Below are 15,741 nucleotides of genomic sequence, written 5' to 3'. Positions count from 1 at the left end.
GCGGTCGCGGCACGACCCGGGAGTACGCCTGAGCGCGCCGGAGCCCGTCGACCCGCCGGAGCCCGTCAGCCCGTCAGAGCCCGTTCGACGGCCAGCCCAGCAGCCGCGCGCCCATCGCCGCGGTCTCCAGCGTGTACCGGTGCAGCGCGTCGCCGGGGTCGTACCCCGTGAGCAGCCGGATGCGTTCCAGCCGGTACGAGAGCGTGCGTACGCTCACGCCCAGCCGCCGCGCCGCCTCCGCGTTGACGTAGCCGGCCGCCGCGCACTCCGAGAGGGTCTCCAGGAGCGGTTCCGCGCCGCCGCGCGCGCTGGTCAGCGGCTCCAGGACCGTCCGTACGAGGTCGGCCATCGCCTCGCGGTCGCGCAGCAGGACGGGGAACACGAGCAGTTCGGAGGCGTTCAGGCGGACCGGCTGGAGGCCGAGCCGGTCCGCGAGGTCCAGGGCGCCGACGGCCTCCTCGTAGCTCCGTACGACTCCGCCCGCGCCGCTGTGCGCGCGTCCGATCGCGACCCGTTCGGCGTCCGGATAGCCGGGGCCCGGCTTCTCGGCGAGCGAGGCGAAGACGTCCAGCACCCGGCGTTCGCTGCTCGCGGCGATGCACACCAGGCGGCCCTCCTTGGTGGAGAGCAGCACGTCCACCTCTCCGAAGCGGCCGAGGAGTTCGCGCTGGATCAGCCGGACAGCGGGGTGGACGTCGTCGTACTTCTCCGCGCTCACCGCCACCGCCACCGAGTGTGCGTCGGCGAGCTGGAGGCCGAAGCGCTGGGCGCGTTCGGCGAGACGGCCGAGGTCGCTGCGGCCGTACAGCAGGTCGTCGATGAACTCCCGCCGCTCGCCCTCCTCCTGCCGCATCGCGATCCGCTGCGCGCGCTCGTGGCCGTCGCCGAGCGCGGACACGGCGGCGTCGAGGGCGGCGAGCAGGGCGTCGCCGGTGCGCGCCCGCTCGCCGGCGTCCGCGGGCCGGGCGACACCGGGCAGGGTGCTCCACAGCCGCCGGGTCTCGCGTACGTACAGCCCGAACAGCTCGCGCAGACCGTGCCCGCTCTCGGCCGACTGCTCGCCCAGGGCGCGCAGCGCGTCGAGTTCGTCGCGGCGCGGCAGGCGTCCGGTCTGCGAGACCTCCGCCAGGAGCTGTGCGTAGTCGCCGAGGAAGCTGCTGGGGATCCCGCCCTGTCCTCCTGCTGTCCCTGCCCGTACGGTCATCCGTCCCCCGGAGTACGGCCGCCCGCCGGGCGGCTCTGGTCGCGGCGCTCAGCGTAAGGGAGCGGAGCGCACCAGGTCATCCGGCCGGGTGTGAGAAGGCGCTCTTGTGGCAAGGCCGCAGGTGCGAGGTACGGTGTGAGAACAACACCAAGATCAAAAAAAGGGGAGCCGGGAAGTCTGGTCGGCAGTGACCTTGTCCTGTCCGCACACAGTCCAGGAGCGCCCTGTGCCGCCCAATTCCGACCACCGGACCCCGGACAACGCGCAGAATCCGGAGAGCGCGCAGCCTTCCGAGACCTCGCTGTTCGGTCTGCCCTCACCCGCCGAACGGCGCCGCCTCGCCGACGCCCTGCGCACCGAGACCGTCGGCGGCATGGTGCTGCTCGTCGCGGCCGTCGTGGCGCTGCTGCTGGCGAACACGCCGCTCAGCGACGCGTACGACACGGTGAGCGACTACCACTTCGGCATCCCCGCGCTCGGCCTCGACCTGTCGGTGGCGCACTGGGCGTCGGACGGCATCCTGACGGTCTTCTTCTTCGTGGCCGGGATCGAGCTGAAGCGCGAACTGCTCGTCGGCGAGCTGCGCAGACCCGCGGCGGCGGCGCTGCCGGTGATCGCGGCGTTCTGCGGGATGGCGGTGCCCGCGCTGTTCTACGTGGCGGTGAACGTCGCCGGCGGCGGCCAGATGGACGGCTGGGCGGTGCCGATGGCCACCGACATCGCCTTCGCGCTCGGCGTGCTCGCGGTGATCGGGACGAACCTGCCGTCTGGCATCCGGGCGTTCCTGCTGACCCTGGCCATCGTGGACGACCTCGGCGCGATCATGGTGATCGCGGTGTTCTTCACCTCCAGCCTCAACTGGTTCGCGTTCGCCGGCGCCCTCGCGGGCCTGGTGCTGTTCTGGGTGCTGCACCACCGGACGCGGGTGCGCGGCTGGTACGTGTACGTGCCGCTGGCGCTGCTCATCTGGGGCCTGATGTACAACAGCGGCGTCCACGCCACCATCGCCGGCGTCGCCATGGGCATGCTGCTGCGGGTGCACCTGCGCAAGGGCGCGGACGGTGAGCCGGCCGAGGAGGTCTCACCGGCCGAGAAGATCGAGCACGCCATCCGGCCCCTGTCCGCGGGCGTCGTGGTGCCGCTGTTCGCCCTGTTCGCGGCCGGGGTCAGCGTGTCGGGCTCGGCACTGGCCGAGACCGTACGGCAGCCCGAGGGGCTGGGCGTGGTCCTGGGGCTGTTCGCGGGCAAGTTCGTCGGCGTCTTCGGCGGTACGTACGTCGCGGCGCGCTTCACCCGCGCCCGGCTCAATCCGGAGCTGTCCTGGTCGGACGTGGCCGGGGTGGCGATGCTCGCGGGCATCGGGTTCACCGTGTCCCTGCTGGTCACCGAGCTGGCCTTCACCGACGAGGTGGTCACGGAGCATGTGAAGGCCGCCGTGCTGGTCGGCTCCCTGATCTCCGCCGTGTGCGCGTGCGTGCTGCTGAAGATGCGGGACGCGAAGTACCGGCGTATGTGGGAGGCGGAGACCCGGGACGAGGACCTGGACGGGATAGCCGACATCGACCAGGACGAGGACCCGGAGGCGCGCCCCGCCGAGGCCGTCCGGCGCGCGGAGGCGCGGGCACGCGCCGAGCGCGAGGCGGCGGAGGCCGCGGCGCGCAAGGCCCAGGCGGAGCCGGAGGAGCGGGACGCGGGCACCCGCCGCCGCACCACCTGAGGCGGATCCGTACGGGGGCGCGGGCCGTACGGGAACGGGATCCGTACGGAGCGAGCTCCGTACGGAGCGGGAACGGGATCCGTACGGAGCGGGAGCAAGGCCCGTACGGAGCGAGGGCGGGCGCGGGCCGTACGGTGAACGGGCCCGCGCCGTCCGTCCGCAGGCCCGGGGGTCAGTCCCGGTCCGCGGCCTCGGCGTCCGTCTTCCCCGCCTGGGACTTGGGCTCCGTCCGCGCCTGGGCGCCGGGCTCCGGATCCGCCTCGGCGATGACCTCCGCCCGGGACTTGATCTGCTTCGAGCCGAGCGGCCAGCGCGGACCGGCCCCGTCGTCCGGTATGCCGACCAGCTCCTCGACGTCGAAGAGCCGGGCGATCGGAACGTCCGTACTGCTGTGCGCGATGATCGAGAACGCGATCGTGACGGCGATCAGAGTGAACGCCTCCTCGCCCTGCGGAATCCCCGCCTGCAGCACCAGCAGCCCGTACACGACCGACGCGAAGCCCTTCGGCCCGAACCAGGCCGCGGTCAGCTTCTCCCGCCGGTCGAACTCCGTGCCCACCAGGGACAGCATCAGAGAGGCCGGCCGGATCAGGACGATGGCCAGCACCGCCACCACGTAGCCGCCGAAGGACAGTTCGCCGAACAGGTCCGGGGTCAGCAGCGCGCCGAAGACCAGCAGCGCAGCGAACTTGGCGAGCTCCGCGAGCGAGTCGCCCAGCGGCTCGAAGGCCGTCTTCGCCTTCGGCGAGACGGCCGCGAGCACCGCGCCCGCGCTGAACGCCGCGAGGTACGGGTTGGCGTGGGTCAGGTGGCACAGCGCGTACAGCGAGACGCCGATCGCGAGCGGCAGCAGCGGCTGCAGCTTGGGCTCGGCGCCCAGCAGCCGGAACCGCACGAGCCAGCTGATCACCAGCGGCAGCACGATGCCGAAGACCAGGCCGAGCGCCAGCTCGGTGGCGATCGTGCCGAACGACGCGTCCTCGGCATGCGCCGTCGGACCGGCGGCGGCGATGAGGATCAGGACGAACGGGAGCGCGAGCCCGTCGTTGATGCCGCTCTCTATGTTGAGCAGCTGGCGCAGCCGCGCCGGGACCTCCTTGCGCCCGACGATGGCCGACGCGAACACCGGGTCGGTCGGCGACAGCACCGCGCCCACCAGGAAGGACGTCGTCCAGTCCAGCCCGACCAGGAAGTGCGCGAGCAGCGCGATCCCCAGGAAGGCGAGCGGCATGCCCAGGCCGAGCGCGCGGGCCGGGTTCTTCCACCGGCTGCGCAGCTCGGGGAACGACACGTGCATGCCGTCCGTGAACAGCACCGCGAACAGCGCCAGGTCGGCGGTGACGCGCACCAGATCGCTCTCCGGCGTGATGTGGATCAGGCCGAGGAAACCGTCGCTGACGAGTGCGCCGCCGACGAGAAAGAGCAGTGACGTGGAGAGCACCGAACGGGCCGCCAGCCCTGACAACAGTACGGCGACGAGCAGCGCCGCCCCGAACACCATGACCAGTACCACGAACGCAGCCCCCCGCACCAAGTTCTTGCAAAATCGACTCGGGGCACCTTAACCCCCGCTGTCGGCAGGGCCGAGGGCGAGGCGCAGGAAGCGCGGGCGGTAGAGATCGACGTTGCGGTGGATCGCACCGGGGTCGCTCAGGACGTTCACGTCGTAGCCGAGCAGCAGATCGCCGTTGCCGGCGCTGAACTCGGCGTGCCCCTGCGGGTTGTACGCGGTCGCGTCCGCCTCCTTGCCGCCGGGCGGCAGCGGGGGTTCGCTCGCCGTGTCGGGGCCGTGCCAGGGGCCGTTCGGCGCGCAGGCCCAGAACGACACGACGTTCTGCGACGCCTTCCCGTCCGGCCCGCCCGCGTCCATCGTGAGCAGCAGCCAGCTGTCGCCGCGGCGTACGACGGTGTACGTGTTGGTCGCGCTGCCGTGCTGCTCGCCGAAGTCGAGCGGCGCCGCGGCGGCCGGGTCGGCGGTCCAGTCGGAGCCGTTCCAGTAGCGCCAGGCGGACGCGTCGGCGAGCGATCCGTGCGGGGCGCGCGCGACGTACGCGCGGGAGGGGCCGCCGTCCTGTACGCCGCGCTCGTCGGCACCGTACGCGTACGTCCAGCCGCCGTCCCGCACGGCCGAGGTGCCGTAGAGCACGCGCTGCGCCGGATCGGTCCCGGCGTCCGGCTGGTACAGCGGGGCGATGCCCTCCAGCCGCAGGTCGGGCAGCGACAGCGTGGCCACCTCGGTGGCCCGCGGCACCCCGAACACCCAGGGCGGCGGGCCCGATTCGCGCTGCCACAGCAGCACCCGTACGACCTGCTCGGCCGAGCCCGGGCTGCGCGGCTCCACCGTGGCCTGCACCGGCCAGCGCCACAGCTCCTTGCCGGAGCCGTCGACCGTGCCGGGGAACAGCGCGGACGGCCGCCCGTCGCTGCCGGGCGCACCGGTCAGGGTGCGGTCGAGGCGGCCGTCGGGCGCCATGACGAGCGCCGAGTTCCGTACCCACGAGGGGTGCGGCACGCGCTGGCCGCCGGGATGGATCCGGTCCAGGAAGGTGTCGGCGGACAGCCACAGGGTGCGCCCGTCGGGCAGCCGTACGGAGCGGGTTCCGTCGCCGCCTGTCCAGTCGTCGGTACGGGTGTTGTCGTTGCCGTACCGCGCGAACTCCTGGGTCATGGTGTCGTCCGGCTGCCACCCGGTGGGCTTCAGACCGCCGCACGACTCGGCCCGGCCGCCCCCGGAGTCCGTGAGCGCCCAGGCCGCCAGGGCGAGCACGAGGAGCACCACGGCTCCCGAGCCGATTGCCGTCCGCCGCCGCATCATCAGGCGGGAGCATACGTGGCCGCGGCGTCAGCGGAGCGTCAAGTGACGGAGGACACCGGAACGGGAAACGGGAACGGGCGACGGACCGGAAAGCGGAACGGGAAACGGGCGGCCGCTAGAAGCAGCCCGGGCAGTCCAGGGTGCGCGTGCCCGCCGCGGCAGGGCGTACGTGCGGGAAGTCGGGCACGAGCAGGGCGCGGAGCCGGCCGCAGGCGGTGCAGCGGCACCAGATGACGATGCCTTCGCTGGTGCGGTGCCGGGACACCTCGGTGTGGGTGCGTACGGGGTCGGGCTCCGGGTTGCGTACGGGGTCGGGTCCGGGGTTGCGTTCGGTCGCCTCGGGGGCGTGGATCGGGGTCATGTGTGCAGTGTCGGCGCGGCGGACCGTTGCGGTCCATTGCAAGTTTCCTTAACCGTATGTGCAAAATGGTTTCATGATTGACCTGCGCAGACTGCAGACCCTCCGGGCGGTGCACCAGCACGGCACGGTCACCGCGGCCGCCGCCTCGCTGCACCTGACGCCGTCGGCCGTCTCGCACCATCTGCGGGAGCTGGCCCGGGAGTTGCGGCTCACGCTCATCGAGCCGCAGGGCCGCCGCATCCGGCTCACCCCGGCCGCGCACCTGGTGATCGAGCACGGCGACGCGATGCTCGCCCGCTGGGAGGAAGCGGAGGCCGCGCTGGACGCGTACCGCGACGGGACCGCCGGGCTGCTGCGGATGTGCGGCTTCCCGACCGCGCTCAGCGGGCTGCTCGCGCCCGCCGCCGTACGGCTGCGCGACAGCCGCCCGGACCTCACGGTGGAGCTGTCCACCTGCGAGACCGACACCGGCTACGACATGCTCGCGTCCACCGAGACCGACCTCGCCCTCATCGCGCCCACCGACGACGCCGCTCCGCCCGACGAGTCCCGGTTCGACCAGCGGCCGATCCTGGAGGAACCGCTGGACCTGCTGGTGCCGCCCGGACACCCGCTCGCCGGACGCGACGGCGTCAGCCTGACGGACGCCGCGGACGAGTCGTGGATCGTCCCGCGGCCCGGCACCTGCGACCACTACCAGCGGGTGCTCGCGAACTGCAACGCCGCGGGCTTCTCGCTGCGGATCTCGCAGTACTACGCGATGGAGTGGTCGTCCATCTCGACGCTCGTCAGCAACGGCTTCGGGATCGCCCTGATGCCGCGCCTCGCCGAGACACCCGAGCAGCACGCAGCCGTACGGGTGCCGCTGACGCGCGGGCTCGTGCCCACGCGGCGGATCGTCAGCTGCGTACGGCGAGGCAGCCGCGAGCAGCCGCTGATCCAGCGGGGGCTGCGGGCGGTGGCGGCCGTGCTGGATGCACGGCCCGACCTGCGCCTCTCCAGCCCGTCCGGCGCGTAAGTACGGCCTGGGCCACCCACCAAGCCCGTCCGGCGATCGAGGACGAACCGGAGCGGCCGTGCCGCGGCCGATGGCCCGATTCGCCACCCAAAGCCCGCCGGACGCGGGCCCGTTGTGGCCGGGGTCCGTCCTCAAACGCCGGACGAACTTGATCGGGTGAGCACCGCCCTCAACCGCGGCTGCTCGTGGGCTCAGGGCCGTCTCAAACGCCGGACGGGCTTGGAGGCGCGCCGGACAGGCTTGGAGGCGGGCCGCGCGGTCGGCCGCGCATACCGTGCGGATCGCGCCGACCGGATGTCGGATGTCGTATGGACCGGCAGATGCGTGGTACTCAGCGCGCTGAGTACCACACGGAGCGACGACGGAGCGACGTAGCGCCGCTGGGAGGCGACGATGGATGCCCGGATCACCCTGCGCGTCGACGGCGAGGAACGGTCCCCGACCGTCGACACCCGCACCACCCTGCTCGACGCGCTGCGCGACCGGCTCGGGGTGACCTCGCCGAAGAAGGGCTGCGACCACGGCCAGTGCGGCGCCTGCACCGTGCTGACCGACGGCAGGCGGATGCTGAGCTGCCTGGCGCTCGCGGTGGCCTACGACGGCGCCGAGGTGGTCACGGCCGCCGGCCTGGGCGGCGGGGACGGCGGGGACGGTGAGCTGCACCCGGTGCAGCGCTCGTTCCTCGACCACGACGGGCTGCAGTGCGGCTACTGCACGCCCGGTCAGGTCTGCTCCGCGGTCGGGATGCTGGACGAGGCGGAGGCGGGCCATCCCAGCCATGTCACGGGTGACCTCGCCCGCAGCGGACCCGCCGCGCTCGACGACGCGGAGATCCGCGAGCGGATGAGCGGGAACCTGTGCCGGTGCGGTGCATACGTCAACATCCTCGCCGCCCTCCGCGAGCAGCGGGACCAGCGCGCGCACGGCGCGCACAGCGCGCAGCACCCGCAAGGCGCGCAGGACGACCGGCAGGAGCAGCGGGAGGCGGCCTCGTGATCCCCTTCGAGTACGTACGCGCCGGCGACCCCGCCGAGGCCGTCGCCGCCGTCAGCGCGCGCCCCGGCGCCGTCTTCCTCGGCGGCGGCACCAACCTGGTGGACCACCTGAAGCTCGGCATCACCGGGCCCGACCTGCTGGTCGACGTGTCCGGGCTGCCGTTCGACGAGGTGGAGGAGACGAGCGCGGGCGCCCTGCGGATCGGCGCCTCCGTACGCAACAGCGACCTCGCCGCGCACCCGCTCGTACGGCGCCGCTGTCCGGCGCTGTCCCGCGCACTGTTGTCGGGCGCCTCCGGGCAGTTGCGCAACGTTGCAACAACCGCGGGCAACCTCCTGCAACGCACCCGCTGCCCGTACTTCCAGGACGCGAGCACGCCGTGCAACAAGCGCGAACCGGGCTCCGGCTGCTCCGCCATCGGCGGCCACAACCGCGACCACGCCCTCTTCGGCGCCTCCGAACACTGCGTCGCCGTCCACCCGTCCGACATGGCCGTGGCGATGCTCGCGCTGGATGCCTCCGTCGTGCTGCTCGGGCCGGGCGGCGAACGCACCCTGCCGCTCGCCGAGTTGCACCGGCTGCCCGGTGACGCGCCGCACCGCGACACCGTCCTGGGGCACGGCGAGCTGATCACGGCCGTCGAGCTGCCGGACCGCCCGTTCGCGCGCCGCTCCACGTACCGGAAGGTCCGCGACCGCCGGTCGTACGCCTTCGCGCTGGTCTCCGTGGCCGCCGCGGTCAGCGTGGACGGCGGCACCGTACGGGATGTACGCGTCGCGCTGGGCGGTGTCGCGCACAAGCCGTGGCGCGCGGCACGGGCCGAGGAGGTGCTGCTCGGGTCGCCCGCGACGGAGGACGTGTTCGCCCGCGCCGCCGACGCGGAGCTGGCGCAGGCGCGGCCGTACGAGGGCAACGAGTTCAAGGTGCGGATGGCCCGCCGCACGCTGATCGCCGTGCTCCGCGACCTCACCGGGCCCTCGGCGGACGGAAGCGCCGCCCAGTGGGACGGCGGCCCGTACGGAGACGGCGCGCCCTACGGGGACGCCTCCCCGTACGGGAACAGCCCTCCGTACGGAGGCGGTTCTCCGCACGGGGGCGGTTCTGCGCACGGCGACGGCACCACCCACGGAACGACGCAGGAGGACGGCCGATGACCGCCGCAGCGACATCCCGGGCCGTCGGCACCCCGCTGCCGCGGCTCGACGGGCACGCCAAGGTGACCGGGACCGCGCCGTACGCGTACGAGCGGCGGCCCGACGCCGGACCGCCGCTCTACGTGCACCCCGTGCAGTCCACCATCGCGCGCGGCCGCGTCCGCGCGCTGCACACGGAGGACGCCGAGGCGGCCGACGGGGTGGTGGCGGTGCTCACGCACCGGAACGCCGGACGGCTCGACGACCTGAAGGACGAGCAGGACGGCGAACTGGCGGTGCTGCAGTCCGACGCGGTGGCGTTCCGCGGCCAGTTCATCGCCGCGGTGGTCGCCGAGACGCCGGAGACCGCGCGGCACGCCGCGTCGCTCGTACGCGCCGAGTACGACCAGGAGCCGCACGACACCGAACTGCGGGCGGACAGCCCCGCGCTGTACACCCCCGGCCGGGTCAACCCGGCGTTCGCCTCCGACACCGACGAGGGCGACGTGGACGCGGCGCTGGCGTCCGCCGCGGTGACCGTCGACCGCACGTACACCACGCCGATGGAGCACAACAACCCGCTGGAGCCGCACACGGCGGTGGCCGTCTGGCACCCCGCGGAGGGCGGCGGACCGGCGGAGGGCGGATCGGCGGAGGGCGGGCCGGGGAACGGCGGCGTACGGCTCACCCTGTACGCCTCGACGCAGGGCACACACCCCGCACGCAAGACCCTCGCACCGCTCTTCGGGCTGCGCCCGGAGCAGATGCGCGTGACGTCGCCGCACGTCGGCGGCGGCTTCGGGTCGAAGGGCATGCCGCACGCGCACGACGTGCTCGCCGTACTGTGCGCCCGCGCGGTGCCCGGGCGGGCCGTGAAGCTCGCGCTGACGCGGCAGCAGACGTTCCCGCTGGCCGGCCACCGTACGCCCACCATCCAGCGGCTGCGGCTCGGTGCCGGAGCGGACGGGCGGCTGACGGCGATCGCGCACGAGGTGGTCGAACACACCGCGACGGTCAAGGAGTTCGCCGAGCAGACGGCGTGCGGCACCCGGATGATGTACGCCGCGCCGAACCGCCGTACGTCCCACCGGCTCGCCGCCCTCGACGTGCCCGTCCCGTCCTGGATGCGGGCACCGGGCGAGGCCCCGGGCATCTTCGCCCTGGAGGCCGCGATGGACGAACTCGCCGCCGCCTGCGGCCTCGACCCCGTCGAACTGCGCGTGCGCAACGACCCGCCGGCCGACCCCGAGACCGGCAAGCCGTGGTCCGGCCGCCACCTCGTCGAGTGCCTGCGGGAGGGCGCCCGCCGCTTCGGCTGGACCGGCGGCAGCCCGGCGCCGGGCTCGCACGTCGAGGGCAACGAGCAGGTCGGCATGGGCGTGGCAGCCTCCACGTACCCGTACTACGCGTCGCGCGGCTCGCAGGCCCTCGTACGCTACGACGGCGAGGGCCGCCACACCGTGCGCATCGGGGCCGCCGACCTCGGCACCGGCACCTGGACGACGCTCACCCAGATCGCCGCCGACGCGCTGGACCGGCCCTTCGACACCGTGACGGTGGAGATCGGCGACACCGACCTCCCGTCGGCGACCGTCGCGGGCGGCTCCTCGGGCAACGCGTCATGGGGCTCCACCGTCGTGGCCGCCGTACGCGCCTTCCGCATGGAGCACGGCGACGAACCGGAGCCGGGCGCGCAGACGCTGGGCTCGACACCGGAGAACCCGGACGCCGAACGGTTCGCGATGCACTCCTTCGGCGCGCAGTTCGCCGAAGTGCGGGTGGACGTCGACACCGGGGAGATCCGGGTGCCGCGGATGCTCGGAGTGTTCTCCGTAGGTCGCGTCATCAACCCCCGTACGGCGCGCTCGCAGTTCATCGGAGGGATGACGATGGGGCTGTCGATGGCACTGCACGAGCACGGCGTCCTCGACCACCGTACGGGGCACGTCGTCAACCACGACCTGGCCGGCTACCACATCGCCGCACACGCGGACGTCTGCGGCATCGAGGCCACCTGGCTGGACGAGACGGACGAGCACGCCAACGCGATGGGTGCGCGCGGCATCGGCGAGATCGGCATCGTCGGTGCGGCGGCCGCCGTGGTGAACGCCGTACACGACGCGACGGGCATCCGCGTACGTGATCTGCCGGTGACGCCGGACAAGCTGCTCCGCTAGCCGCGGGGGCGGCGCGGGGCGACCGCCGAGCCGAACTCCTCCAGCGCGTCCGTGAGCAGCTCCGCCGCCCGCAGCGCGACGGGGTCCGCCATGCCGCACTCCGTACGCCAGTCCTCCAGCGCCGCGCGCACCGGTTCCCAGTCCAGCGGGCGTTCGTCCCGTACGGCCCGGGAGTTGGCCGCCACCGCCGTCGACAGCGCCGCGGCGTACGCGGCGCCTCCGCGCATCGGGTCGCCGCCGCGCATCGGGTCGCCGCCGCGCATCGCATCGGCGCCGCGCATCACGTCGGCGCCGCCCGCGGGCCGCGCGGACGGCTCCTCCGCGGCGGGCTCCGCCGGTGCGGGCGCGCGCTCCGGGAGGTGCGCCTCCAGGAGCATCGTGACGCGCCCCATGGTGACCAGGGACAGCTGCGCGTCGCGCGCGGCACGGCGGTTGAGGCCGCGGTGCCGTACGGGTTCTGCGCCCGCGCGGTCCGCCGCCTGCTCCCACGCCTGACGCGCGGCGCGCGCGTCCAGCAGGGCGTCGCGGACCTGCCGCGGCCTGCGGTCAGCGGGACGCGTGAAGGCGTCGAGGACGGCGACGGCGTAACGCCCGTTCGCGGTCAGCCAGTCGGCAAGCCGGTCACGCAGCCGGGGCGTCTCCCAGGCCGGGAAGAGGGCGTAGCCGAGCATCGCCAGCAGCCCGCCGATCGCGGTCAGCAGCACCCGTTCCTGTACGGTCTGGCCCCACTCGGAGCCGGCGATGCCGAGCAGGAACACGACGTACGCGGCGATGCAGGCGGAGACGAGGGCGTAACCGGTGTGCATGAGCAGGTACATCGCCCCGATCGCGACGACGGCGAGTGCCGCGCTCGGATACGGGCCCGGGTCCGCCAGCGCCACCAGCGCGCCCGCCACGATCACGCCGCCCACGGTGCCCGCGAAGCGGGCGACGCCGCGCTCGAAGGTCTGCGAGAAATCGGGGCGCAGCACCATGACGGCGGTGAGCGGAATCCAGTAGCCGTGCTCAGGGGGCAGCAGCGCGCCGACTATGCGCCCGACGACGACCACGACCGCCAGCCGCAGCGCGTGCCGCAGCACGGGCGACGACCAGTGCAGTTCGCGGCGCAGGGCGCGTATGGCGACGGGCACCAGGCCGGGGACGGTGGGGCGGTGGAGATGCCGCGGCGCCGGGAAACGTTGCGCGGATGCCTTGCCTGTCCTCTTGCCCGGCGACCGGTCCCGCTGCTGCCCCTGCTTCCCCTCGGGCTGCTCGGGCGGTTCTGGCGCTTCGGGGGGCGGCGGCTGGTAGGGACGGCGGTCCGACGAGCGGCCACGTGCGCGTGTGCCTTCCGGGAGGCGGCCGTCGCCCTCCGCGCCCTCCTCCCCTTCCTCCGACGGCTCGTCCGCGTAGATCCAGACGGTGCGCGATCCGAACACCGGGAGCGTACGGGTCACTTCGACCGGCTCCTGTGCGGCCTCCACCGCGTCGTCCGTCAACGCGATCAGCCGCAGCGCGGTCTTCCGCGCCGGCCCGCTCAGCACCGGCCCGGACTCCGGCACCTGGAGGACGGTCAGCGCGTTCTCGGGGATACGGACGTGCTCCCCGCGCCGGATGGCGCGCGCCGACGCGTCCAGTACGGTCGCCGCGGCGGCCAGCAGGGCGCGTACGCGCTCCCGTTCGGGCCCCTCGGCGGGTACGCCGCCGACCACCGGATCGGCGAGCGAGGCGAGCAGCGGACGGAAGCGTTCGGCCAGCGCGCGGTAGCCCTGCAACTGGCGCGGACGGCGGCGCGCCTGACGCGGCGTGACCGCCGCGGCCTTGCGCGCCTCCATCAGCGGCTCCGGGTCGAACGGCGCGCTGGGGTCGTGCCGGAGGCGCCGCGCGTAGTCCGCGACGGCGGCCAGCGCGTCGGCGAGCGCGTCACGGCGGTCGCCCCACGGCCGTACGGGGAACAGGACGATCAGCGCCGCCTGTACGAGCCCGCCCGCCGCGATCAGCCCGGCGTGCGTCAGCGCACCCAGTACGGTCGTGGGCAGGGTGACGGCGACGAGCATCACGGCCACGGTCAGCCCGGCGACGACCCCGGACGTCGGCCCGACGCCCCACGCCATGCCCGCGCCGAACGCCCATACGGCGAGCAGCGCGAGGAACGCGGCGTCCCACGGCACGCACAGGTAGCCCACGAACGTGGACACCGCCAGCCCGCCCGCCGCCGCGAGCGCCAGCACGGGCCGCGGCCGCCAACTGCGCTGGAACGTGGCCACACCGGAGGCGAACGCGCCGAACGCGGAGGAGACGGCGAGCGTCGGCGAACCGAGCCACAACGCGAGCCCGATGATGAGCGCGACGCCGCACGCCCCGCGGATGGCGAGGAACGGGGTGAGCGCGGTGCGCTCGATACGCATCCCTGACCGCGCGGTCTCGCGCAGCGCGCGCGGCCAGCTCATACGCCGCCGCCCCGCCGCAACGGCGCGTAGCCACGACGTACAGAGTCCGGCGGTGTGCCGACCCCGGAATGGGCCGTACGGCACCGCCGAACAACGCCACCGTGGCTGAACACCGCCGCGGCGGAAAGAGGTTGCGGACCGGATCCGCCGCAGGCGGGCGCGGCAGCGTGCGGGCGCCTGCCAACGCCCGCAACAGACGCCGCAGCGCGGCGCCACACCCCGGCGGTCCGTCCCGGCAGGGGGGCCGCCCCCGCGGGGAGCGTCCCCGAGGACGCGGCCCCGGGGACGCTCCCCGCGCAGGGGTCAGTCGTGGCGCGGGAAGCCGAGGTTGATGCCGCCGCTGTCCGCCGGGTCCGGCCAGCGGGTGGTGATGACCTTGCCGCGGGTGTAGAAGGCGATGCCGTCGTTGCCGTAGATGTGCAGGTCACCGAAGAGCGAGTCCTTCCAGCCGCCGAACGAGTGGTGTCCGACCGGCACCGGGATCGGCACGTTGACGCCGACCATGCCCGCCTGCACCTCGAGTTGGAAGCGCCGGGCGGCGCCGCCGTCGCGGGTGAAGATGGCAGTGCCGTTGCCCCACGGGGAGCCGTTGATGAGCGCGAGCGCCTCGTCGTACGTCTCCGCGCGCACCACGCACAGTACCGGTCCGAAGATCTCGTCCCGGTACGCGTCCGAGTCCGGCCGTACGCGGTCCAGCAGGGAGACGCCGAGGAAGAAGCCGTTCTCGTGGCCCGGCACGGACAGCCCGGTGCCGTCGACGACGACGTCCGCGCCCTGTGCCGCCGCGCCGTGCACGTACGAGGCGACCTTCTCGCGGTGTTCGGCGGTGATGAGCGGGCCCATCTCGGCGGACGGGTCGGTGCCCGGCCCGATCCGCAGCCGCCGTGCGCGCTCCGCGATGCGGGCGACGAGGTCATCCGCGACGGAGTCGATCGCGACGACGACGGAGACGGCCATGCAACGTTCCCCGGCGGAACCGTACGCCGCGTTGATCGCGTTGTCGGCGGCGTGGTCCAGGTCGGCGTCCGGAAGGACGAGCATGTGGTTCTTGGCGCCGCCGAGCGCCTGTACCCGCTTGCCGTGCCGGACGGCGTTCTCCTGGATGGAGCGGGCGATGGGCGTGGAGCCGACGAACGAGACGGCGGCCACGTCCGGGTGTGCCAGCAGCCGGTCGACGGCGGTCTTGTCGCCGTTGACGACGTTCAGGACGCCGTCCGGGACGCCCGCCTCGGCGGCGAGTTCGGCGAGCCGGTACGCCGCGGAGGGGTCCTTCTCGCTGGGCTTGAGCACGAAGGTGTTGCCGCAGGCGAGAGCCAGCGGGAACATCCACATCGGCACCATCGCCGGGAAGTTGAACGGCGTGATGCCCGCGACGACGCCGAGCGGCTGCCGGATGGCGGCGACGTCGACGCGCGTCGACACCTCCGTGGAGAGCTCGCCCTTGAGCTTGTCGGCGATGCCGCAGGCGAGTTCCACGATCTCCATGCCGCGCGCGACCTCGCCGAGCGCGTCGGAGTGGACCTTGCCGTGCTCGGCGGTGATGAGTGCGGCGATCTCCTCGCGGCGCGCGTCGAGGAGCTGGCGGTACGCGTACAGCACCGCCGTACGCCGGGACAGCGAGGCGGTGCCCCAGTCGAGATACGCCTCCCGGGCGGCGGCGACCGCCTGGTCGACCTCGTCGGCGGAGGCGAGGGCGACGCGGGTGGTCTGCTCGCCGGTGGCGGGATCGTAGACGGGGCCGAACTCGCCGGAGGCGCCGTCGGCGGGCTTGCCGCCGATCCAGTGGCCGAGTGTCTTCATGAGGGGCACCTTTCGTACGGACGGAAGCCGGATTTCGTACGGAGGACGGTCGGCGGAGGGACGACGATCGGCGGACGGAGAGGCGGGAGGA

Annotated in this window: 10 protein-coding genes and 1 pseudogene; 5 read left to right on the top strand and 6 right to left on the bottom strand. The window is 73.7% G+C overall.

Features of this window, described 5'->3' with window-relative positions; genetic code table 11:
* Positions 1–73: 73 nt before the first annotated feature.
* Positions 74–1,204, bottom strand: a complete 1,131-nt coding sequence (locus DVA86_RS12140; protein WP_208878067.1) for a PucR family transcriptional regulator — start codon at positions 1,202–1,204, stop codon at positions 74–76.
* Between the two features lie 301 nt (positions 1,205–1,505).
* Here DVA86_RS12140 and nhaA point away from each other — a divergent pair, with 301 nt between their 5' ends.
* Complete coding sequence (gene nhaA / locus DVA86_RS12135; RefSeq protein WP_245997599.1) at positions 1,506–2,921, top strand: Na+/H+ antiporter NhaA; 1,416 nt, start codon at positions 1,506–1,508, stop codon at positions 2,919–2,921.
* A 172-nt stretch (positions 2,922–3,093) separates the two neighbouring features.
* Here nhaA and DVA86_RS12130 read toward each other — a convergent pair whose 3' ends face one another.
* The 3 genes from DVA86_RS12130 to DVA86_RS12120 form a co-directional block, all read right to left on the bottom strand.
* Positions 3,094–4,434 carry a cation:proton antiporter gene (locus DVA86_RS12130; protein ID WP_208878063.1) on the bottom strand — a complete coding sequence of 447 codons (1,341 nt, stop codon included), beginning with the start codon at positions 4,432–4,434 and terminating at the stop codon, positions 3,094–3,096.
* Positions 4,435–4,482: 48 nt separating this feature from the next.
* Entirely contained in the window at positions 4,483–5,700 is a 1,218-nt protein-coding gene (locus tag DVA86_RS12125) for a glycoside hydrolase family 183 protein (protein ID WP_342776353.1), read from the bottom strand.
* Between the two features lie 151 nt (positions 5,701–5,851).
* On the bottom strand, positions 5,852–6,097 hold the full coding sequence (locus tag DVA86_RS12120) for a hypothetical protein (protein ID WP_208878061.1): 246 nt from the start codon (positions 6,095–6,097) through the stop codon (positions 5,852–5,854).
* A gap of 73 nt (positions 6,098–6,170) precedes the next feature.
* Here DVA86_RS12120 and DVA86_RS12115 point away from each other — a divergent pair, with 73 nt between their 5' ends.
* The 4 genes and pseudogenes from DVA86_RS12115 to DVA86_RS12100 all read left to right on the top strand — a co-directional run bounded on the left by DVA86_RS12115 (position 6,171) and on the right by DVA86_RS12100 (position 11,421).
* Positions 6,171–7,115 carry a LysR family transcriptional regulator gene (locus tag DVA86_RS12115; protein WP_208878060.1) on the top strand — a complete coding sequence of 315 codons (945 nt, stop codon included), beginning with the start codon at positions 6,171–6,173 and terminating at the stop codon, positions 7,113–7,115.
* Between the two features lie 393 nt (positions 7,116–7,508).
* On the top strand, positions 7,509–8,111 hold the full coding sequence (locus DVA86_RS12110) for a 2Fe-2S iron-sulfur cluster-binding protein (protein WP_208878059.1): 603 nt from the start codon (positions 7,509–7,511) through the stop codon (positions 8,109–8,111).
* Positions 8,108–9,082, top strand: a pseudogene (locus DVA86_RS12105) (FAD binding domain-containing protein); the annotation flags it as partial. The gene DVA86_RS12110 and the pseudogene DVA86_RS12105, both read left to right, overlap by 4 nt.
* Before the next feature lie 179 nt (positions 9,083–9,261).
* Complete coding sequence (locus tag DVA86_RS12100; protein ID WP_208878057.1) at positions 9,262–11,421, top strand: xanthine dehydrogenase family protein molybdopterin-binding subunit; 2,160 nt, start codon at positions 9,262–9,264, stop codon at positions 11,419–11,421.
* Here DVA86_RS12100 and DVA86_RS12095 read toward each other — a convergent pair.
* Both DVA86_RS12095 and DVA86_RS12090 read right to left on the bottom strand, forming a co-directional pair.
* On the bottom strand, positions 11,418–13,850 hold the full coding sequence (locus tag DVA86_RS12095; RefSeq protein ID WP_208878054.1) for an FUSC family protein: 2,433 nt from the start codon (positions 13,848–13,850) through the stop codon (positions 11,418–11,420). The two genes, DVA86_RS12100 and DVA86_RS12095, sit on opposite strands and share 4 nt — an antisense overlap.
* Before the next feature lie 303 nt (positions 13,851–14,153).
* On the bottom strand, positions 14,154–15,650 hold the full coding sequence (locus DVA86_RS12090; protein WP_208878052.1) for a CoA-acylating methylmalonate-semialdehyde dehydrogenase: 1,497 nt from the start codon (positions 15,648–15,650) through the stop codon (positions 14,154–14,156).
* Positions 15,651–15,741: the final 91 nt, after the last annotated feature.

Origin of the sequence: Streptomyces armeniacus (assembly GCF_003355155.1) — a bacterium.
Classification (GTDB): Bacteria; Actinomycetota; Actinomycetes; order Streptomycetales; family Streptomycetaceae; genus Streptomyces; species Streptomyces armeniacus.
Note: the sequence above shows the minus strand (reverse complement) of the source record. Positions and strands in the feature narration are given on the sequence as shown.